Origin of the sequence: Leptothrix ochracea, assembly GCF_041083635.1 — a bacterium.
Taxonomy (GTDB): domain Bacteria; phylum Pseudomonadota; class Gammaproteobacteria; order Burkholderiales; family Burkholderiaceae_C; genus Sphaerotilus; species Sphaerotilus ochraceus.
Genome location: NZ_JBFPHB010000007.1, coordinates 291662 through 311551 on the forward strand (window position 1 = coordinate 291662; position 19890 = coordinate 311551).

The following is a 19890-nucleotide window of genomic DNA, read 5'->3' on the forward strand; positions in this document are numbered from 1 at the left end:
CGCTCGCGCGGCTTTTGATGCGCTGACCATGGACGTTGCCCTCCTGATTTTTCTGATTTTTCTCAACGGCATCTTTGCGATGTCTGAGATGGCCCTCACCGCGAGCCGCAAAGCCCGGCTGCAAATCATGGCCGATGCTGGGCACTCTGGGGCCGCCGTTGCCATCACCTTGCACGAGGGGCCGACACAGTTTCTGTCCACGGTGCAAATCGGCATCACCTCCATCGGCGTCTTGAACGGTATCGTGGGCGATGCAGCCTTCTCAGCCCCCTTGGCGGCTTGGCTGACGCGCGAACTGGGTGCGCCAGAGCGCATGGCCGATGTGGGTGCCACCGGCTTGGTGGTGATGATCATCACCTTGTTGACCATCATCTTTGGCGAGTTGGTGCCCAAGCGGATTGGGCAGATGCACCCGGAGCAAGTGGCCAGCATTTTGGCGCCGCCCATGCGCTGGCTCTCGATCCTTGCCCGACCGCTGGTTCGCTTGTTGGCGCGCACCACCCAAGGGGTGTTGCGTTTGCTGGGCTTGCGGGATCACGGTGGACGCGGGGTGACCGAAGAGGAAATCGCAGCCAGTCTGGAAGAAGGGCTTGATGCGGGGGTGATCGAAGCGCATGAGCACCAAATGGTGCGCAACGTCTTCCGACTCGATGCGCGTCAGATCGGCTCGATGATGATCCCCCGTGCTGACATCGCTTGGCTCGATAGCAACGCCCCGGTCGAGAAGGTGTTGGCCATCGTGGCCGAGCATCGGCACTCGCGCTACCCGGTGTGTCACAACGGGTTGGATGATGTCTTGGGTGTTGTGACGGCGCAACAAATGCTCGGGCAATACGCACGCAGCGGGGCGCTTTCACTGACTGAGGCGATGCAGCCTGCCGTTTTTGTGCCAGAAACGCTCACCGGCATGGAACTGTTGGAGCATTTCCGGGGCTCGGCGGTGCAGATGGTGTTCGTGGTGGACGAATACGGCGTGGTGCAAGGGGTCATTACTTTGCGCGATGTGCTGGAAGCGATCACTGGCGAATTCACCCCGTCTGCGGCCGAAGAGGCTTGGGCCGTGCAAAGACAGGATGGAACATGGTTGATCGACGGCCTGATTCCGATACCGGAGTTGAAAGATCGGCTGGCGTTGCGACAGCTGCCCGACGAAGATCGCGGGCGCTACAACACGTTGGCCGGGATGATCATGCTGCTGTTAGGGCGTCTGCCGCAGACGACCGATACCGTGGAATGGGAGAGCTGGCGTTTCGAGGTGATTGACCTCGATGGCAAGCGTGTGGACAAGGTTCTGGTCAGCCCTTTGGCTGATGCGGAATTCAATGTGCAATCAAAACTGTGAATCTTGAGATGAACGCTTCTACAGATACCGTGAACAACGCCAATGGTGTGGCTCCTGTCAACAACGTTGAGGCCTCTGGTCAGCAGCCCGCTGCGGTCAGGAAGCCCCTGTCGGCGCTTTACAAGGATTTGGTTTTGCTGGATCGGCGCTTCCATACGGGCAAGCGTGTCAAGCCGGTCAGCGACTGGACCATCGCGCGCAGCATGAATGCGGTGTTCGCTTCGGTGGTTGAGTTTTACGACATCGCCCGCGAATATCCGATCGCTTTCATCGTCGTCGGTCAGACCGATCAAGGCCGTGCCTTGGTGTCGCCCGTGGCTTTGCTGGGCCTGCGTGACTTGGAAAATGCCTACGTCACGCCGGACGGCCAATGGAACGCACGCTACATCCCGGCCTTCCTGCGTCGTTACCCCTTTGCCTTTGTGCAAACCGAAGACAACCAACTGGGTGTCGGCATCGACGCTGCTTGGTCGGGCCTGAACGACACCGACGGTGAGTTGCTGATCGACGAGAAGGGTGAGTCCACCCCGTTCTTGCAGCAGGTGCTGAAGTTCCTCGACCACTTTGAGCAAGACGTGCACCGCACGCGCATTCTGTGCGACAAGCTGGTCGAACTGAACTTGCTGCGTGCGGGTGAAATCGGTGGCCAATTGCCCAACGGTGAAACCGTCAAGGCCACGGGCTTGTTCTTGATCGACGAGCAAAAACTGCGCGAACTGCCTGACGCCACGGTGCTTGAGTTGCACCGCAACGGCATGCTGGGCCTGATCAACGCCCACCTGCTCTCGGTGGGCCAAGTCTCTCAGTTGGCGCAGCGCATGCTACCTGCCCAACAAGCTGCTCAACAAGCCCCTCAGGCCTGAGGTTGATGAGGCCGGGGTTGAGGCTCCACCAAACGAACCTTCAACCCCGCCCCATGATCAAGATGCAGCGAACCCCCCTCGGTCGCGGCACTCTTGATCTCGGCGATGGCGGCGATACGGCCCGAATGCTCTGGGTCTGCTGCCAGCCTGACGATCTGGCCGGCAGGTTGGGCCGCGTCTTCGCTGCTGAACAGCGGTTGCCCGACGTGCAGCAGGCTTTCGGCCTCGATCACATAGGCATGACGCTTCACCTTGCCCAGATAGTGCGTGCGCGCCACGATCTCTTGGCCCGGATAGCAGCCTTTCTTGAAGTCCACCCCGCCCACTTGGTCGTAGTTGAGCATCTGCGGCACGAACAGCCCCGATGTCGCCGCCGTGACTGGGGCGACGCCGCTGTGGACTTCGAGCCAAGCCCACAAGGCTGGATCCAAGGTCTGCGCCTCCGGGGTGTGCGGGGTGCGCGTCAGCCACAACCCCCGGGCCTGACCCAAGGCATCGGGCAGTCGAACGGCGACGCCGTCGTCTTGCCCAGCGGTGGGTCCTTGGCTCGCCCATATCGTCGCCAAGTCTTGCGGTGCGGCCGCTCCCGTCGGGCTGACCCAGCCCATCACGCTGACATCCGAAGCTGCTTGCAGCGTGACTTTGGCGCGCAACACGAACATCGACAGGCGTTTTTGCACACTGGGCAGCACGTCGGCTGGACACGCCAGCCAGATCTCTTCAGGCGCTGCGAGAACACCGATGAAGCTGGCCAGCATGCGCCCTTGGGGATTGCAATAAGCACCCAGCCGCCCTTGAGTGGCCGAAAGGCGCTTGAAATCGGTGCTCAGTTGGCTGTGCAAGAACGTGGCAGCATCGCTGCCCTGAACGCGTAAGACGGCCCAATCGGGCAAGGAACACAGCGCTGCAGAGAAAGGAATCGACATGGTTTGGAGCGTGAATGGAATCGGTGATGGGATCGGTGCTTCGAACGGCGAGTGGAGAAGATTGCCATGAAACGCAACAAGCAACGCGCTCCACTCAAAGTGCTCCGTCTTCTCGGCGGGTTGATGCTGCTGCTTTTGGGCGGGGTGGCCGCTCTCATGATCGGTGTAGGACTCTGGTTGCATCAGCCCATGGGGTTGAGCAAAACACCGGTCGAATTAGACATTGAGGTCGGGCAGTCACCGCACGATATTGCCCGGGCGTGGGTGGACGCCGGTGTGCAGGTGTCACCGTGGCTCTTGTACCAATGGTTTCGCTGGTCGGGCGAGTCGCGCAAGATCCGCGCTGGCAGCTACGAGCTGAGCGAGCCGCTCACGCCCAAGCAGTTGCTGAGCCGGCTGGTGGCGGGTGAACAAAGTTTTGAGCGCGTGCGCTTGATCGAGGGCTGGACCTTCAAACAGATGCGGGCCGCTTTGGCGCAGGCACCTAGTTTGCGCCAAGACAGCGCCGCGCTCAGTCCGGAGGCGCTCATGGTGGCGATGGGTGCCTCGGGGGTGCCGCCCGAAGGACGGTTTTTCCCCGATACCTACGCCTATGCCAAAGGCAGCAGTGACTTGAAAGTTTATGACCGCGCTTATCGGGCCATGAACCGTCAGTTGGCACGGGCCTGGACCCAGCGCACCGACCAGACTTCAGCCTTGCTGGTGCACCCAGACGATGTGCTCAAGCTGGCATCTATCGTCGAAAAAGAAACCGGTCGCGCCGAAGATCGACCCATGATCGCGGGGGTGTTTATCAATCGTCTGCGCCGTGGCATGCCACTGCAAACCGACCCCACCGTGATCTATGGCTTGGGTGAAAGTTTTGATGGCAACCTGCGCCGGGGTGATTTGAAGCGCGATGGCCCCTTCAATACCTACACCCGCACGGGCCTGCCACCGACCCCGATCGCCTTGCCCAGCCGGGGCTCTTTGCAGGCGGCGGTGCAGCCTGCCGTGACCGAGGCAATTTATTTTGTGGCGCGCGGCGATGGCAGTAGTCAGTTCAGCGAGACCTTGGACGAACACAATCGCGCCGTGAATCGGTTTCAACGCAACAGGAGCAGTGGTCCATGACACGATCCGGCCCGCAAGGGTGTTTGGTGACGGTTGAAGGCATTGACGGTGCCGGTAAGAGCAGTCATATCGCAGCGATCGCCCAGCGTTGGCGCGATCAGGGCTTGGATGTGCTTTGCACCCGTGAACCCGGTGGCACACCCTTGGCAGAACATGTGCGTGAGGCGGTGCTGCACCAACCGATGGATGCCTTGACCGAAGCCTTGCTGGTCTTTGCTGCGCGGCGCGATCATCTGGTCCACGTGATCGAGCCCGCTTTGGCACGCGGTGCGGTGGTGCTGTGTGATCGATTCACCGATGCGACCTTTGCCTATCAAGGCGCGGGGCGGGGCTTCGATACCGCTGTGTTGACACAGCTGGCGACATGGGTGCAACAGGGGCGTGAGCCGGACCTGACGCTCTGGTTTGACCTGCCGCCTGAGATCGCTGCGGCCCGTCGGGCTGCGGCGCGCACGCCGGATCGATTTGAGAGCGAAGCGCTCGATTTTTTCACCCGAGTGGCCGGAGGCTACCGCGATCGCTTTGCCGCCACACCTCAGCGGGTGTTGCGGCTCGATGCCACCGTGAGCTTGGATGACGTGCGCACACAGATCATGACTTCACTGGAGCAGCGCGGATGGTAGTTTTGACCGAGCGAGAGACCTGTCGGCCCTTGCCGTGGCTGGAGGCTGCATTGCAGCAAGCCCTCAACGGCGCGCATCACAGCCATGCTCTGTTGGTTCACGGCCCTTCGGGGACGGGGTCCTTCGGTTTCGCGCTGGCGCTGGCGGCGGCTTGGCTTTGCGAGCAGCCCAGCGCTGATCAGACCGCGTGTGGGCACTGCACCAGTTGCCGATTGCTCGCCGCTCGGACCCATCCTGATTTGCACCTGATCGTTCCCGAAGCGTTGCGCGCTGAAGCTGGACTGCCCGTCGAGGCTCAAGACGGCGAGGATGTCCGCAAACGCAAGCCCAGCCGTGAAATTCGCGTTGAACAGATCCGCGCTGCCCTTGATTTTTGCACCCTGACGGCCAGCCGGGGGCGCACCAAGGTGGTGCTGATTCATCCGGCTGAACAGATCAATGCCATTGGGGCCAATGCTTTGCTCAAGACGCTCGAAGAGCCGCCCGCGGGTGTGCGCTTTGTGTTTTCTTGCGGGGTCTCGCCCGAGTCCTTGCTACCGACCCTGCGCAGCCGTTGCCAGTTGCAGCGCCTTCCGCTGCCTGACCGTGCGTTGGCGCTGGCTTGGCTGCTCGACCAAGGTGTGAAAGAGGGTGATGTGGTCCTTGATGCCAGCGGTGGCGAACCCCTGCGGGCTTTGGCCATGGTGCGCTCCGGGCTCGACGGGGCTGCTTGGCGCGCTTTGCCCGATCGCTTGGCCCGAGGCGACGCCACTGCTTTGGCCGATTGGCCCTTGCCGGTGCTGATTGACGCCTTGCAGAAGTACTGTCATGACCACATGCTGCATGCCATTGGCTGTGCCCCGCGTTACTTCAGTGCGACCGCGCTCAGCCAAGGTGGCCCGCCGGTGCGCTCAGCCTTGATGGCCTTGACACGCTGGGCCATTGAGCTGCGTGAGCTTGCTCAAGATGCTGAGCATCCTTGGCACGCTGCACTGAGTTGTGAAGCGTTGGTTTCGCACGCCCAAGGCGTGTTGCGAGAGGCCGGGGGCTCGATACACTCACGTCCATGAGTGAACTCACCCCCCCACGCCCCAATCTTGCCGCCGCCGGCGCCGCTCCACCGGCGCGCTCCGGGTTGATCCAACTGAACTTCAAGGAAAAGGGCGCGCTTTATGCCGCCTACATCTCTTTCTTTGAAGACGGCGGCATCTTTTTCTCGACCAACCGTGACTACAAGTTGGGCGAGGATGTCTATCTGCTCATGACGCTGCCGGATGATCCGCAGCGCTACACCGTGCATTGCCGTGTGGCTTGGTTGACGCCGCCCAATGCGCCGGGTGGCCGTACCCCCGGTGTGGGCGTGCGTTTTTCCAACGATGAAAAGGCCCGCATCTTGCGCATCCGCATCGAGGAGCTGCTGGGCACCGCCATTCAGTCCGGCAAGCCGACCCAGACCATTTAAGCCTCTAAGCCGCCCCCGCCCCCATGTACGTTGATTCGCATTGCCACCTGAATTTTCCTGAACTGCTGGCGCAGTGGCCCCAGATCCGCACCCAGATGCAAGCGGCTGATGTGCAGCGCGCCATCTGCATCGGCACCTCGCTTGAAGCCTTTGACGCGCTGCATGCTTTGGTGGTGAGCGAGCCTAGCTTGCTCTGGGCCACGGTGGGCGTGCATCCCGACAACGACGAGGCGCGTGAGCCGAGTTTTGATGAGCTGGTGGAGCGCGCGGGCCGTGAGCGGGTGGTGGCCATCGGTGAAACTGGGCTCGATTACTACCGCTTGAACGGTCGCAGCGTGGCCGACATGGCCTGGCAGCGTGAGCGCTTTCGCACCCACATCAGGGCAGCGCGCGCGGTGCATAAGCCCTTGGTGGTGCATACGCGCCAATCGGCCCCAGACACCTTGCAGATCCTGCGTGACGAGCAAGCCAGCGAGGTCGGCGGTGTGATGCACTGCTTTACCGAGACGCTGGACGTGGCTCTTGCCGCGCTGGACCTGGGTTTTTATATCTCGTTTTCCGGCATCTTGACCTTCCGCAACGCCGCTGACTTGCGCGAAGTCGCCAAGGCCGTGCCGCTGGAGCGTTGCCTGATCGAAACCGACAGTCCCTATCTGGCCCCTGCACCGCACCGGGGCAAGCTCAACACCCCGGCCTTGGTGCCGTTGGTGGCGGCTGAGCTGGCGCGCATCAAAGGGTTGGCGGTGGAGGAAGTCGCTGAGGCGACGTCGAACAACGCCGCCCAGCTTTTCAAGCTCAACGCATCGGCTTGACGGGGTCGTGGCGGCTGCGTCGCCGACGCAGCCCATGGCCCAAGAGCCCCAAGCCGAACAGCGCCAAAGTCAGGCCATCCAGCGCCAAACCACCGTTGCTGTTGGCGGTGGAGGGGGGGGTGGAAGGGCCGGTCGATGGTGGGGGGGTTGTGCCGCCCCCTGTGCCACCGCCGGTATTGCTGCCCGTCGCACTCACCGTCAGGACCTCATGGGTCTGCGCCAAGGGCACGAGGCACTGGGGATCTGAAAACGTGCTGAGCGTCAATGAGAAACGGCCCAAGGACCACAAGTTGATGGTTGGTGTGGCTGTGTTGCTGGCACTCACAAAACTGGCCACGTTCTGACCGTACGTGTTGATGGACCATTGATAACAGCCCACGGCCGCACTGCTGGCTGCCCCGTTGGTGCTGGCCCGAAAAGCTGACCCACGCACTTGGATGGGGCTGTTGGTGGTGAGCACCGCCGGGATGTTGTCGATCTGGGCAAAAACCAACCCACTTGGCAACGCGTTGATCGCTTGACCCACGTCCAACATGCCGGTGCCACAGGTATCCCCATTGCAATGGCAGTTGGCTTGACTGGCGACGGTGATCGCACTGGGCGTTGGGGGGACGGCACATCCACCCAAGGTGGCTGCCGTCGAGACGGCTGGGAACGGGCGGCTGGTGCCTTGCAAGATGCGTTTGATCTGATCGGGTGTGAGCGCCGGATTGATCGACAACAACAGCCCCACCGTTCCTGCCACCATCGGTGCAGAAAAACTGGTTCCCCGGCTGACGTTGCTGACCAACGTGCCATCGCTGGTGAAGTACGAAGCTGATTGAGTCGCAGTCGGGTTGGCGGCATAAGCCAAGGGCGTTGTCGTGCCGGGATTGCTGGTGCTCAAAATGGGGTAGCCACACGGGGCCGTGTTGCCTGGGCAATCCCCCATGGGCGCGGAGACGGTGATCTCGGGCCCCAAACTGGACATATCGCCCTTGGTGCCGCTGTGATCGAGTCCCCCCACAGCGATCACGCCGGGACAATTGGCGGGGCTGTTGACGGCCAAACCGTCGTTGCCTGCTGAAGCCACCACCACAGCCCCGGTGGCACGGATTTCGGCCATGGCTTGGTTATAGGTGTTGCTGCATAGGCCTGGCCCACCCAAACTGAGGTTGATCACGTGGGCTTTGTTGGGGTTGAGCGGCAGTGCTGCGGATGTCACCGGGTCACTGACACTCAGACCGACCGACCAGCGCATGGCGGCGATGATGTCTGAGTCCCAGCCGCCACATTTGCCCAGCACCCGCAGCGGCATGATGCGCACGTTTTGGCCGACGCTGGCCATGCCTGAGGCGTTGTTGGTGGCGGCGCCGATCAGCCCCGCCACTTGCGTGCCGTGCCACGAGCTATCCGCGACAAAGGTGGCATCCATCCCCCAGCACGGATCGTTGCTGGTCATGTTGTGGGCGCTGATCTCGGCTGCCGTGAGCCAGTCGCCGGCATCGGTGGCGTCAGCGTCCCAGCCGTTACCGTCGTTGGCAATAAAGGGGTCGGAGATGAAATCCCGCCCTGCCACGAGTTTGTTGAGCAAGTCGGGGTGGCTGCCGACGATCCCAGAGTCGAGCACCGCCACCACCACGTTGGCGTTGCCGGTGCTCAAGGCCCAAGCGGGCTCCGCATTGATTGCGGCCAAGGCTGGGGCGGCGGGGGCGCGCAAATACCACTGGCCCTTGGCGGGGATGCCGGCCAGCGTTTGGCCGTTGGCGTAGAAGCTGTCGTTGGGGATGGCGTGCGCGCGGCGGCGTTGATCGGGCTCGGCGTACTCGACTTGCGGGTCGGCGGCCAGTTCACGGGCCAAGGTTTGGCTGTCCACGCCGTGGGCATGAACCACTTGGGTTTGAGGCGCAATGGTGGCGCCACCCATCAAGCTACGGCCCAAACGCAGTCCCAAGCTTGTGGTGCGGTGGGTCGCTGAAAGGGCGGTTGTTGTTCCAATGGGGCTGCGATATTTGACGATCACCCGCGCGCTTGTGGTGGATGAACGGCTCGGGAGGGCGGCTTGGCTTTGGGCCGTCAGCACGGGGCTCAAGGCCAAGGTGCCGACAACCATCAAGCGAATCCAAGGGGAGGGTTTCATGGGTGATTCGTGGCTGTATCAAGCACCATATTGGCATGGTTTTTGATTCTTTCAGCTTCGGTGGCGTCAATTTGCAGGGCGAATTGATGCCAGTGCTGCAAGACATCGGTATGTCGCCATGTGTCTTCAATGGCCCAGCGCCACATCAAGGGCTGATCAGGGTGAACTGATTTCATCAGACGCTGGACGAAGAGATCCAGGAAACGTCGCAAGGTGCGGTAGGGCTGGGGCCGGTCGATCAACATCTCGATTTGCTGCCGTCGCCGACTCCATCCGGGGCTGAGCCAGAGGGTGGTGAGCAAGGCTTGCACATCTTGAATGGGGTTGATGGGTTGCAAACAATGGGGGGGCAAGACCAAAAGAGGCAGCGTGGCGGCTTGCTGATGCTTGAGCGGTGTGGACAACGAGAGCATCACTCCCATACGCGCCCATTGCCCAGCGTGCAAGCCGTCAATCATGGCTTGGCCTGTGCTCTGTGAGACCGATGATGACCCCTTGGGTTGTTGGCGCAGTTGCTGGAGCAGGGTTAAGGCGTGTTGGAGTCGTTGTGTTGGCGCTGTGGGTAGCTTTGCCAAGGCATCGGCGGCATTGCGCCCCACCAGCATCACGTTGCCTTCGGACCACGCAAGCGCGGTGTTGATACGCACCACTTTGGCGTCATGGGGTGTTTTCTCCTGAAGGTGATGGTCAATACCTCGCAGCGCGCAGCGGGTGATGGGGCAGTAACTCGCGGCCTCAGGATGGTTGCGCGGGACAATTTTTTCCAGCAAATCGGGGGTGAAAGTGCGCAAATCGACCCCTTCGCCATGGCACCAAGCGTTGAGGCGTAGACGCAACCAATGCCGCATGGCGAGTGAGGGGCCGGGGCCGTTCAAGCGTCTCAGGGGCTTGGTGGCATGGGTGGATAAGCCGCTGGCCCAGCCTTCGCAAACGGGGTGTCCAACGATGCGGAACTTCGACGGTGGGGCCAAACCATGGCGGGCGTGATCGAGACCGAGCTCAAAACCTAAGCGATAGAGGTCCAAGGGGGTGGACATGGGTGGGTCGATATCGAGGGGCGAAGCCGTCAAGCTACCCCCTTGAATAAGGGGTGTGTGGGTCCATGGTTGCCTCTGGGTAGCGACAAGCACCCAAGCGTGTGCTTGTTCACGCTTGTTGAGGCGGGTGCGCCTGAGACCTGTGGCATCGATGCGCCATGGGTCGGTGGTGGATGGCGGGTACGATGCCGCCGCATGACGACGATCCCCTCTATCCAGTCTGGCTGGATCGCCTTGCATGGCAACCGGCTGGAGTGGCTGCGCGATGCGGTGCTGGCTTGGCTGGCTGCGCATCCCTTGGCGCCGCTGGAAGAAGAAGTTTTTCTGGTGCAAAGCAACGGCATGGCCGAGTGGCTCAAGCGCGGCTTGGCGGAACACACGGGGGTGTGCGCGGCCACGCGGGTCGAGTTGCCGGCGCGCTTTCTGTGGCGCAGCTACCGGGCGGTGCTGGGCGCGGTGCCGACGCGCTCGCCGCTCGATAAAGGGCCGATGACGTGGCGCTTGATGCGCTGCCTGGGTACCGAGATGCTGGAAGAACCCGCCTTTGACGCCCTGCGCGCTTTTTTGCGGGTGGACGACGAGACCCCCCTCACGACGGACCCGGGTTTGCGCCGTTTCCAGCTGGCCGAGCGGCTGGCAGATCTCTACGACCAGTACCAGATCTATCGGCCCGATTGGCTCCGAGCATGGTTGGCGGGGAACGATGAGGCTGGGGGTGAGGTCGTGTTGGACGGCGGCTTGCCTTGTCCGCCCGATCAGCGCTGGCAAGTGCTGCTGTGGCGGCGCCTGGTGGCGGAGCTTGATCCCGAAGGCCCCAACGGTCGCCAAGCTTTGCGGCCCGAGGTGCATGCGCGTTTTTTGCAGCGTTCGCAGCTCCAGCCTCTTTCGCATCTACCGCAGCTTCCCCGGCGCGTGGTCTTGTTTGGCGTTTCGCACTTGCCCTTGCAGGTGATCGAGGCCTTGGCGGCCTTGGCCGGTTCGGTGCAGGTGGTGCTGGCGCTGCCCAATCCTTGCCAATACCACTGGGCCGACATCATCGAAGGGCGCGAATTGCTGGCCCATGTGCGGCGTCAGCAGCGCCAGCGCCCCGGTTTTGATCCGGCGGCTCTGTCGCTGGAAGCCGCGCATGCTCAGTCGCATCCGCTGTTGGCGGCGTGGGGCCGCCAAGGGCGCGATTTCATCCGCTTGCTCGACGCTTTCGAAGAGCGCCACGGCGTGTTGCCCCGGGTTGATTTGTTCGACGCTGATCTGCCCACACGCTTGCTCGGTCAGGTGCAAGCCGCCCTTCGAGACTTGCTGCCGTTGGCCGAACACGCTGAGCGGATGGCGATGGTTGAGACAGATATCGATGTCGAGGTCGATGATGACTCGATCGTTTTCCACATCTGCCACAGCCCGCAGCGCGAAGTCGAGGTGTTGCACGACGCCTTGCTGCGCTTGTTCAAGGCGGGGGAGGGGGATCCCACAGGCCTGCGGCCGCGTGATGTGGTGGTGATGGTGCCGGACATTGCGCCTTATGTGCCGGTGATCCGGGCGGTGTTTGGCCAGTACCGCTCGGCCCCGCGCCCTGATCCACGCTTCATCCCGTTTGAAATCGCTGACTTGGGCGCGCACGGTGAGCCGCCGATGTTGCTGGCGCTGACGTGGTTGCTGCGTCAGCCGCAACGTCACAGCGTGAGCGAGATTGAAGATTTGCTCGACGTGGCCCCCTTGGCGGCGCGTTTTGGCATCCCTGCTGAGGAGCGGCCTTTGCTTGGGCGCTGGTTGCGTCAGGCGGGGGTGCGCTGGGGCTTGTCGGCCCCGCAGCGCGAGCAACTGGGGCTGGACGCGTGTGGGGCCATCAACACGTGGCTTTTTGGCTTGCAGCGCATGTTGCTGGGTTATGCCAGTGGGGCGAGTCCGGCCTTTGCCGGGATCGAGCCTTATGCCGACGTGGCGGGGCTGGACGCCGCCTTGGCAGGCGCCTTGGCCGAGCTGATCCAAGCCTTGATCGACTGGAGCACTTTGGCCGCCCAAGCCGCCGCACCCAGCGTTTGGGCCGAGCGCGCCCGCGCCTTGGTGCGCGCCTTCTTTGCCCCCCAAGAAGAAGCTGAACGCTTGCTGGTGGTGGCCCTTGATGAAAGTCTGGAGCGCTGGCTGCAAGCCTGCGAGGAAGCGGGTTTCACCGAGCTCATCTCGGTGGCGGTGCTGCGCTCCGCGTGGCTGGGTGGGCTGCATCCACCCGACTTGGGCCAGCGCTTTATCGGCGGAGGGGTGACTTTTTGCACCTTGATGCCGATGCGGGCCATCCCTTTTGAGATGGTCTGTTTGTTGGGCATGAACGAGGGCGATTACCCGCGACGCGCTCCAGCGAGTGATTTCGATCTGATGGCCTTGGCCGGGCAGCGCCGCGCCGGCGACCGGGCGCGGCGCGACGACGACCGCACCTTGATGCTCGAAGCGCTGTTGGCGGCCCGGCGCACCCTTTACCTGAGCTGGGTGGGGCGCAGCCCCCGTGATCAAAGCGCGCAGCCGCCTTCGGTTTTGGTGGCGCAGTTGCGCGATTACCTCGCCGCCGGCTGGTCGCCCGAACGGGTCGAGCGCCTGACGCACGAGCACCCGATGCAGCCCTTCAGTCGGCGTTATTTCGAAGCGCATGTTGGGCCACCCTTTGAAACCTACGCCCGCGAGTGGCGCAGCGCCCATGAAGACGACGCTGCGCCGCAACCTCTACCGCAACCTCCAGCGCAGTCCTTAGTGACGCTGCCCGCTGGCGCCAACGCGGTGCTGGAGCTATCGATGCTCAGTCGCTTCCTGAGCCACCCGGCTCGGTCGTATTTTCGCCATCGGCTCGGGGTCGATCTGGGCTGGGAGGACGAGGACGATTTGGACCAAGAACCCTTCCCAGTCGATGGCCGTGACGGGGCCAAGCGCATGCGCTTGCTCTGGGCCACCGAGCCGCTGGCGTCGCTGGTGGCTTGGCCGGTCGAGGAGGATGAGCGCCGTCTTCGCCAAGCGATGCATGACAGCGCCTCCGCCTTGGTGCGCAGTGGCGTGTTGCCGTTGGCGGGCCTGGGCGAGCATCTACGCTGCCAATTGATCGAGGACGCCACGCCGATGCTCTTGACGTGGCGTCAGCTTTGCCAGCGCTGGTCGGTGGCGGCACCGAAGCAGTTGTTGCACGCGGTCTTTGAGGGCGAACGAGGGGGCCAAGTGGGTGTCCAGGTGCTTGAAGACTGGTTGGATGGTTTGCACCTTGATCCCCACCAACCACCCTATCAACCGCCCGATCAACCGCTCTATCAACCCGATGAGCGGGTGATGCTGGAGCGCTTGCCCAAGCGCTTGGCTGGCAAACCCACCAAGGCCGCGCCCTTGGGCTCGCCGCGTGTCGAGGTGTTGATCGGCGTGTGGGTGCGCATGCTCGCTGCTGCCGCCCAAGGTCTGGCGCTGCGCAGCGTGTTGGTGGGGCGGGATGTCTGGCTGGACGCCGCGCCGCTCGGGGCCGAGCAAGCGCAGGAGGCCTTGCACGCTTTGGTCGAAGCGTGGACGGTCAGCCAAACCGAACCCTTGCCGCTGCCGCTGCGCACCGCCGTGGCCGCCTTGCGTCAAGCCGACCCTGAAGCCTTGGATGTCGATAAGTTGCGTGCGGTCTACGACGAGGAGCGCGACGCTTACTGGCTGCGCTGCTATCCCGAGCTTGACGATGTGCTGCTGGGCCTGCGCCGCCAAGCGTGGGCGCAGCGTTTGCTGGCACCGCTGCTGGCCTGGATCGAGGGCTCGGTGGTGGTGCATGCCCATGCCCATGCGCAGGACCCCGACCAGGAGCTTCTTTCATGACCACCTTGGATGTGTTGCGCTTGCCGCTCGGCGGTAGCCGGTTGATCGAGGCCAGCGCCGGAACGGGCAAGACCTGGACCATCGCAGCGCTTTATCTGCGCTTGGTGCTGGGCCACCACGGTGAGGTTGAGTCGTCGCTTCGAGCCTTGCTCCCGGGTGACATCTTGGTCATGACCTTCACCCGCGCCGCCACCCGCGAGCTGTCGGATCGCATCCGCGCCAAGTTGGTCGAGGCGGCCCGTTGGTTCAGGGCGGATGACGTGCATGACGTGCAGGCGATGGCCCCGGAGCCATTCTTGGCCGATCTACGCGCTGCGTACCCCGCAGGCCGGGCGCGTGAGCAAGCGGCTTTTCGGCTGGCGATGGCGGCTGAGTCGATGGATGACGCCGCCATCCACACCATCGATGCTTGGTGCCAACGCATGCTGCGCGAGCACGCCTTTGACAGCGGTCAGCTTTTTGACGAGATCTTGGAGAGCGACGAGAACGTCTGGCTCGATCAAGCGTTGCGCGATTACTGGCGGCGCGAGATCTATCCCTTGCGCCCGGTGGACGTGGCCCGGGTGTTGGCTGTTTGGCCGGGCCTGCCCGCCTGCGCAGCTGACGTGCGTGCTTGGCTGGCCCGTTGGGCGCGCAAACCCCAAGAAACCCAAGAAACACCCGTGCAACCGTTCGAGCTCCGTGACCTCCTTGGTCAGCAAACCGAGCGCTTGAACGTTTTGAAAGCCGGTTGGGTGGAGCGCACGCAAAGCATGCGCGTTTGGCTCTTTGAGCGGCTGCAGGCCAAAACCAACCCGTTCAACGGCGTCAAGCTGCGGATGGACACCGTGTCGGCGGTGCTGACGGCCCTGGAGCGCTGGGCGCTTGATGAGGCCGTGGATCGACCGGATTTCAGCCCGGAGGGCGCGCGTCAGAGGGGGCGAGAAGATCGTTTGCGGCCGCAAAACTTGTTGGACGCACTCAAAAAAGGCCAAAGCGTCGATCTGCCGCCCGTCTTTGCCGAGTACGACGCGCTCTTGACCACCTTGGCGCGTGAGCCGGATCTGCACGCGCAGCTGGCGCTGCATGCCGCCAAGGGCGTGGCGGAGCGCATCGCGGCACTCAAGCGCCAGCAGGGCTGCTTTGGTTTTGCTGATTTGCTGGAGCGCCTGAATCACGCTTTGCTCGGCCCCCAAGGCGAACGCTTGCGCCAGCGCATCGTCACGCAATTTCCGGCCGCGCTGATTGACGAGTTCCAAGACACCTCCAAGCGCCAGATGCAGCTTTTTGAGGGTCTGTACCGCCCAGCCAGCAACGATCCCAAGGTGGCTTTGCTGTTGATCGGTGACCCCAAACAGTCGATCTACGGGTTTCGCGGTGCCGATATCTACAGCTATTTGCAGGCCCGCCAAGCCACCGCGCCGCGTCATCACGCCTTGGGTGTGAACCACCGCTCAGCCACGGCTTTGGTGCAGGCGGTGAACCAGTTGTTCGAGCGCGCCGAAACGCGCAATCCCGGCGGGGCCTTTGCTTTGGTGGATCGCCAAGGCCGGCCCGGCCTGCCCTTTGAAGCGGTGCAAGCCAAAGGCCGTGCCGAGCGTTGGGTGACGGGACCCGAGCGTTTACCCGCGCCAGCCTTGAGCATCCATGCGGAAACGCGTGCCTGGAAAGCGGCTGAAGCCTTGCGCCGAGGCGCAGCGCACTGTGCCGAAGCCATCGTGGCCCGGCTCGCCGACCCGGATGCGGGGTTCATGGGGGTGGGCCGCCCTTGGGTGCGCTTGGCACCGCGCGATATCGCGGTGCTGGTGCGCAGTCGGCGTGAGGCCGACGCGGTGCGCCAAGCCTTGCAGCGTCGTGGGGTGGCTTCGGTGTACCTCTCGGACCAAAACAGCGTGTTTGCCAGCCCGGAAGCGGCTGACTTGTTGCTCTGGCTGCGGGCTGTGGCCTCGCCTTTGGATCAACGTTTGGCGCGGGCGGCGTTGGCGGGCGGCACTTTTGGCTTGCCCTTGGCCGAGCTGGCACGCCAAGTGCAAGACGACGCGGCGTGGGATGCTTCGCTGGCTTTGCTGCGCCAGTTGCACGGCGTGTGGCAACGCCAAGGGGTGCTGGCGCTGGTGCGTCAAACCTTGCACGGCCGGGGTCTGCCGGCCCAGTGGCTGGCGCAAAGCGCGGGGGAACGCCGTCTGACCAACGTGCTGCATCTGGCCGAATTGCTCCAAGCTGCCAGCCAAAAGCTCGACGGTGGGCCCGCCTTGCTGCGCTGGTTCAGCGATCAGATCGCCGAGCCGGAAGGCGGGCGTGACGAGCAAATCGTGCGGCTGGAAAGCGAAGCCGATCTGGTCCAGGTGGTGACGGTGCACAAGTCAAAGGGCTTGGAGTACCCGCTGGTCTTTGTGCCGTTTGCGGCCAGCGTGCGCCGGGGGGGCGGTGATAAAGGCGATGGTAAGGGCAGTGATGAAACGGACTCGGAGGACCCAGACGACGAGCGTCTGGACCAAGAAGCCTTGCGCGAAGACATCCGCTTGCTCTATGTGGCCCTGACCCGCGCGCGCCATGCGCTGTGGTTGGGGCTGGTGCCGCCCTCGGCCACCACCGCCAAGGCCGACCCGCAAGGCGTGGGGGCCACGACGGTGACGCGCAGTGCCTTGGGTTGGTTGCTGGCTGGGGCAGAGATCGATGCCGATGACGCTTGGCAGATCAAAGCGCCCGATCTGCCTGCTTTGCTGTGGCAGGTTTGGTCACCGGAGGCACCGGCGTCACCTGAGCTTTTCCATCTCAGCCTTGCTACGGAGGCGGGCGGTGCGTTGCCTTGCACGCTCTGGCAAGCCCGCAGCCTGCCGCCTTTGGTGCTCGACGCCCCAGCCTACCAAGCCCGCTTTGAGCGCGACTGGGCCATCGGCAGCTTTTCAGCTTGGGTGCGTGATCTGGACCATCACGATCCCGAGGACATGGCGTTTGACACCGATGGTGCTGGTTTTGTGTCCGTTCGCCCTGAGCCTGTCGAAGGGTTGATGCAAGAGCAGCCCTGGCATCGCTTCCCCAGAGGCTCCGAAGCGGGTCGCTTCATTCACGCCTGCTTGCAAGGCTTGGCGCAGGCCGGGTTGGCCAGCGTCCACACATCAAGCTTTGCTGAGTCCTTGCAGCGCCGCTGTGATCTTCAAAATCCGCAAAGCCCGCAAGGCGGGGGCTGGTCGGCCGAGACCTTGGTGCCGTGGCTGCAAACCATCGTCGAGACGCCCTTGCCGGGTCTCAGCGCACCGCTGAGCGCCGCCGACCGGGTTTTGGCCGAGATGGAGTTCTGGATGCCTGCGCCCACGGCCTCGTTGCAGCAGCTGGACGGTGTGTGTCGGCGTCACGGCTGGCCGGGGCTGGATCGGCCGGCGCTGACCCAAGGGGTGCAGAACGGTTTGATGATGGGTTTTGCCGATCTGGTGATCGAACACGCCGGGCGCTATTGGGTGCTGGACTACAAGAGCAATCACTTGGGCGAGCGCGATGGTGCGTATACCGAGCGTGCGTTGGTCCACGCCGTTTTGCAGCATCGCTACGACGTGCAGGCCGCGCTCTACCTGATGGCCCTGCACCGGCTTTTGCGCCAAAGGCTGGGTGCAGCGTATGCGCCGGAGCGCCATCTGGGCGGGGCGATGGTGCTGTTTGTGCGCGGCATCCAAGGGCCGTGCGCTGGCACCGTGTTGCTGCCCGCCACAGCAGCTTGGCTGGCGGATCTGGACGGCCTGTGGGCCAAGGAGCCGGTATGAACGTTGCCATGAACGACGCTGCGACGATGTTGCGTACCTTGCAGCGCTGGCGCGATGCGGGCTGGTTGCGGGCGCTGGACTTGGCCTTGGCGCGCTTCATCCACAGCCTTGATCCCGAAGCCAAGCCTTTGCTGCTGCTGGCCACCGCCTTGCTGGCGCAACTTGAGTCGGCCGGGCACACCTGTTTGCGCCTTGATGGGCTGCTGGGGAAAGAGCTGGGGAGCGACTTGGCTTGGCCGGTCGAAGCCGTGCGTGAACTGAATGACGTGCTGGATGGCGCTTTGGGGGAGATGAGCAGCCCCTGTGTGGGTCATGCCGAGGCCGGCTCCACGCCCTTGGTGCTCGATGGCCCGAGGCTCTATTTACGGCGCTACTGGATGGATGAACAGTCCATCGCCAAATCGCTGCTGCAACGGGTTCGGACGCTCCCCCAAGTGCAGGCCAACGCCCATGACAACGCCCATCACCACGCCCATCAGGCGCAGGCTGTGCTGCAAACGCTCTTTGATCCGACCGATGCCGTGGATTGGCAACAGGTGGCCTGCGGGCTGGCGCTGCGCCGGGGCCTGACCCTGCTGACTGGCGGGCCGGGAACCGGCAAGACCTACACCGCTGCGCGTTTGCTGGTGCTGCTGCAAAGCTTGGCCGAGCAACCCCTGCGCGTGGCCTTGGCAGCGCCCACCGGTAAAGCGGCGGCACGCTTGCATCAGTCGATTGAATCGGCGCTGGTCAAGTTATCCGGACTCTCCGGACCTGCTGTGCACCACCTGACCGAGCATTTGCGGCCGGCGCAGACCTTGCACAGCTTGTTGGGCGTGCAGCCAGACAGTCGTCGCTTTGTGCATGACGCCAGTCAGCCGCTTGATGTCGATGTCTTGATCATCGACGAGGCGTCGATGGTGCATCTGGAGCTGATGGCGCGGGTGTTGGAAGCTTTGCCGCTCACGGCGCGCTTGATCCTGCTGGGCGACAAGGATCAGCTCGCTTCGGTCGAGGCTGGCTCGGTGTTGGGCGATTTGTGCGATCACGTGCCGGATCGGCCCTATGCGCCGGAGACCTGTGCATGGGTGCAAGCTGCGACTGGCCAGATCTTGCCGCCGCAAGTGCGCGCAGGCCCGACCGATACCGTGTCTGACTTGGCGCAGCAGGTGGTGATGCTGCGCACCAGTCAGCGTTTTGGCGGGGCCATTGCCGCCTTGGCCCAAGCGGTCAACACCGGCGACGCCATGGCGGCTTGGGCGCTGCTGCACGCCGCTGGTCCAACGGAGTCCCGTGAGCCGGGTGCGCCGCTGGCGCTGCAACAACCGCAGCACGCCCATGCGCTGGGGGAGCTGGCGCTGCATGGACGCGCTGGGGCGCCGGGCGGCTATCGCAGCTTTCTCAGCTTGCTCAAAGCTGGGCCAGCATATGACGGCGTTGATGGGACTGAAGGCGTTGAAGATCGCCAGGCATGGATTCGCCAGTTGCTGCGCAGCTTTGAAAGTTTTCGGGTGCTGAGCGCGTTGCGCGAAGGCACCTGGGGCGTGACCGGGCTGAACAAGGTGATCGAGCAAGCCTTGGCCCACGCTGGGCTGATTCGCCCAGGGAGTTTGGGTGGCGGTTGGTACGAAGGTCGCCCGGTGATGGTGACGCGCAACGATCCGGCCTTGGGGGTTTTCAACGGCGATGTCGGCATCGCCCTGCGCAATCCCCGTGGCTCTGGCACCGATGTGGACGCGTTGCTGCGGGTTTGGTTTCTGGACGGCGAGCAATTGCGCTCGGTCGCCGCCAGCCGTCTGGCGGCCGTGGAAACCGCGTGGGCGATGACAGTGCATAAATCCCAAGGCTCTGAATTCAGCCACACCGCCTTGGTCTTGCCCGATCACGGCAGCGCAGTGCTGACCCGCGAGCTGGTCTACACCGGCCTGACCCGCGCCCGCCGCGCCTTCACCCTCATCGCGCCCAACCCCGAAGTCTTCACCCAAGCCCTTCAACGCCGCACCCGCCGTACCAGCGGGTTGGGGGCCGTGCTGGCCGCCACCCAGGGTCACCCTTGAGCCCTTGGATCGTCACTGGGTG

Annotated in this window: 13 protein-coding genes; 10 read left to right on the forward strand and 3 right to left on the reverse strand. The window is 63.5% G+C overall.

The features are described from left to right. Positions 1–28 precede the first annotated feature (28 nt). Entirely contained in the window at positions 29–1342 is a 1314-nt protein-coding gene (locus AB3X39_RS04270) for a hemolysin family protein (RefSeq protein WP_369416108.1), read from the forward strand. A gap of 8 nt (positions 1343–1350) precedes the next feature. Further along, positions 1351–2205 (forward strand): SapC family protein, encoded by an 855-nt coding sequence (locus AB3X39_RS04275; protein WP_369416109.1) that lies wholly within the window; start codon positions 1351–1353, stop codon positions 2203–2205. On the opposite strand, the gene ygfZ is transcribed toward AB3X39_RS04275, so the two are convergent. Next, positions 2196–3131, reverse strand: a complete 936-nt coding sequence (gene ygfZ, locus AB3X39_RS04280; RefSeq protein ID WP_369416110.1) for a CAF17-like 4Fe-4S cluster assembly/insertion protein YgfZ — start codon at positions 3129–3131, stop codon at positions 2196–2198. The two genes, AB3X39_RS04275 and ygfZ, sit on opposite strands and share 10 nt — an antisense overlap. 66 nt (positions 3132–3197) lie before the next feature. Here ygfZ and mltG point away from each other — a divergent pair, with 66 nt between their 5' ends. Genes mltG through AB3X39_RS04305 form a run of 5 tightly spaced genes read left to right on the forward strand, consistent with a single transcriptional unit; the run spans position 3198 to position 7120 of the window. Next, positions 3198–4244: an endolytic transglycosylase MltG gene (gene mltG / locus AB3X39_RS04285; protein ID WP_369416111.1), complete on the forward strand. Its 1047-nt coding sequence runs from the start codon at positions 3198–3200 to the stop codon at positions 4242–4244. Next, positions 4241–4867 (forward strand): dTMP kinase, encoded by a 627-nt coding sequence (gene tmk, locus AB3X39_RS04290; protein WP_369416112.1) that lies wholly within the window; start codon positions 4241–4243, stop codon positions 4865–4867. The genes mltG and tmk overlap by 4 nt, the downstream gene beginning before the upstream one ends. Further along, positions 4861–5916, forward strand: coding sequence for a DNA polymerase III subunit delta' (locus AB3X39_RS04295; RefSeq protein ID WP_369416113.1), 1056 nt, complete (start codon positions 4861–4863; stop codon positions 5914–5916). The genes tmk and AB3X39_RS04295 overlap by 7 nt, the downstream gene beginning before the upstream one ends. Further along, entirely contained in the window at positions 5913–6308 is a 396-nt protein-coding gene (locus AB3X39_RS04300) for a PilZ domain-containing protein (RefSeq protein WP_369416114.1), read from the forward strand. The genes AB3X39_RS04295 and AB3X39_RS04300 overlap by 4 nt, the downstream gene beginning before the upstream one ends. A gap of 23 nt (positions 6309–6331) precedes the next feature. Next, on the forward strand, positions 6332–7120 hold the full coding sequence (locus tag AB3X39_RS04305) for a TatD family hydrolase (protein ID WP_369416115.1): 789 nt from the start codon (positions 6332–6334) through the stop codon (positions 7118–7120). Here the strand turns inward: AB3X39_RS04305 and AB3X39_RS04310 are convergent. Further along, complete coding sequence (locus AB3X39_RS04310; protein WP_369416116.1) at positions 7104–9239, reverse strand: S8 family peptidase; 2136 nt, start codon at positions 9237–9239, stop codon at positions 7104–7106. The genes AB3X39_RS04305 and AB3X39_RS04310 overlap by 17 nt on opposite strands. Next, positions 9236–10276 carry a hypothetical protein gene (locus AB3X39_RS04315; RefSeq protein WP_369416117.1) on the reverse strand — a complete coding sequence of 347 codons (1041 nt, stop codon included), beginning with the start codon at positions 10274–10276 and terminating at the stop codon, positions 9236–9238. Before AB3X39_RS04315 ends, AB3X39_RS04310 begins: the two co-directional genes overlap by 4 nt. Before the next feature lie 195 nt (positions 10277–10471). Here AB3X39_RS04315 and recC point away from each other — a divergent pair, with 195 nt between their 5' ends. From recC to recD, 3 genes are read left to right on the forward strand one after another with little or no spacing between them, the layout of a single operon-like run. Continuing rightward, positions 10472–14095 carry an exodeoxyribonuclease V subunit gamma gene (gene recC, locus AB3X39_RS04320; RefSeq protein ID WP_369416118.1) on the forward strand — a complete coding sequence of 1208 codons (3624 nt, stop codon included), beginning with the start codon at positions 10472–10474 and terminating at the stop codon, positions 14093–14095. After that, complete coding sequence (gene recB, locus AB3X39_RS04325) at positions 14092–17832, forward strand: exodeoxyribonuclease V subunit beta (protein WP_369416119.1); 3741 nt, start codon at positions 14092–14094, stop codon at positions 17830–17832. The genes recC and recB overlap by 4 nt, the downstream gene beginning before the upstream one ends. Continuing rightward, positions 17829–19868: an exodeoxyribonuclease V subunit alpha gene (gene recD, locus AB3X39_RS04330; protein WP_369416120.1), complete on the forward strand. Its 2040-nt coding sequence runs from the start codon at positions 17829–17831 to the stop codon at positions 19866–19868. The genes recB and recD overlap by 4 nt, the downstream gene beginning before the upstream one ends. Positions 19869–19890 lie beyond the last annotated feature (22 nt).

What these genes read in the sequence shown, in the direction of transcription:
- mltG (WP_369416111.1), top strand. Translation starts at nt 3,198, where the DNA reads ATGAAACGCAACAAGCAACGCGCTCCACTCAAAGTGCTCCGTCTTCTC.
- ygfZ (WP_369416110.1), bottom strand. Translation starts at nt 3,131, where the DNA reads ATGTCGATTCCTTTCTCTGCAGCGCTGTGTTCCTTGCCCGATTGGGCC.
- AB3X39_RS04270 (WP_369416108.1), top strand. Translation starts at nt 29, where the DNA reads ATGGACGTTGCCCTCCTGATTTTTCTGATTTTTCTCAACGGCATCTTT.
- recC (WP_369416118.1), top strand. Translation starts at nt 10,472, where the DNA reads ATGACGACGATCCCCTCTATCCAGTCTGGCTGGATCGCCTTGCATGGC.
- tmk (WP_369416112.1), top strand. Translation starts at nt 4,241, where the DNA reads ATGACACGATCCGGCCCGCAAGGGTGTTTGGTGACGGTTGAAGGCATT.
- AB3X39_RS04295 (WP_369416113.1), top strand. Translation starts at nt 4,861, where the DNA reads ATGGTAGTTTTGACCGAGCGAGAGACCTGTCGGCCCTTGCCGTGGCTG.
- AB3X39_RS04305 (WP_369416115.1), top strand. Translation starts at nt 6,332, where the DNA reads ATGTACGTTGATTCGCATTGCCACCTGAATTTTCCTGAACTGCTGGCG.
- AB3X39_RS04275 (WP_369416109.1), top strand. Translation starts at nt 1,351, where the DNA reads ATGAACGCTTCTACAGATACCGTGAACAACGCCAATGGTGTGGCTCCT.
- recB (WP_369416119.1), top strand. Translation starts at nt 14,092, where the DNA reads ATGACCACCTTGGATGTGTTGCGCTTGCCGCTCGGCGGTAGCCGGTTG.
- recD (WP_369416120.1), top strand. Translation starts at nt 17,829, where the DNA reads ATGAACGTTGCCATGAACGACGCTGCGACGATGTTGCGTACCTTGCAG.
- AB3X39_RS04310 (WP_369416116.1), bottom strand. Translation starts at nt 9,239, where the DNA reads ATGAAACCCTCCCCTTGGATTCGCTTGATGGTTGTCGGCACCTTGGCC.
- AB3X39_RS04315 (WP_369416117.1), bottom strand. Translation starts at nt 10,276, where the DNA reads ATGTCCACCCCCTTGGACCTCTATCGCTTAGGTTTTGAGCTCGGTCTC.
- AB3X39_RS04300 (WP_369416114.1), top strand. Translation starts at nt 5,913, where the DNA reads ATGAGTGAACTCACCCCCCCACGCCCCAATCTTGCCGCCGCCGGCGCC.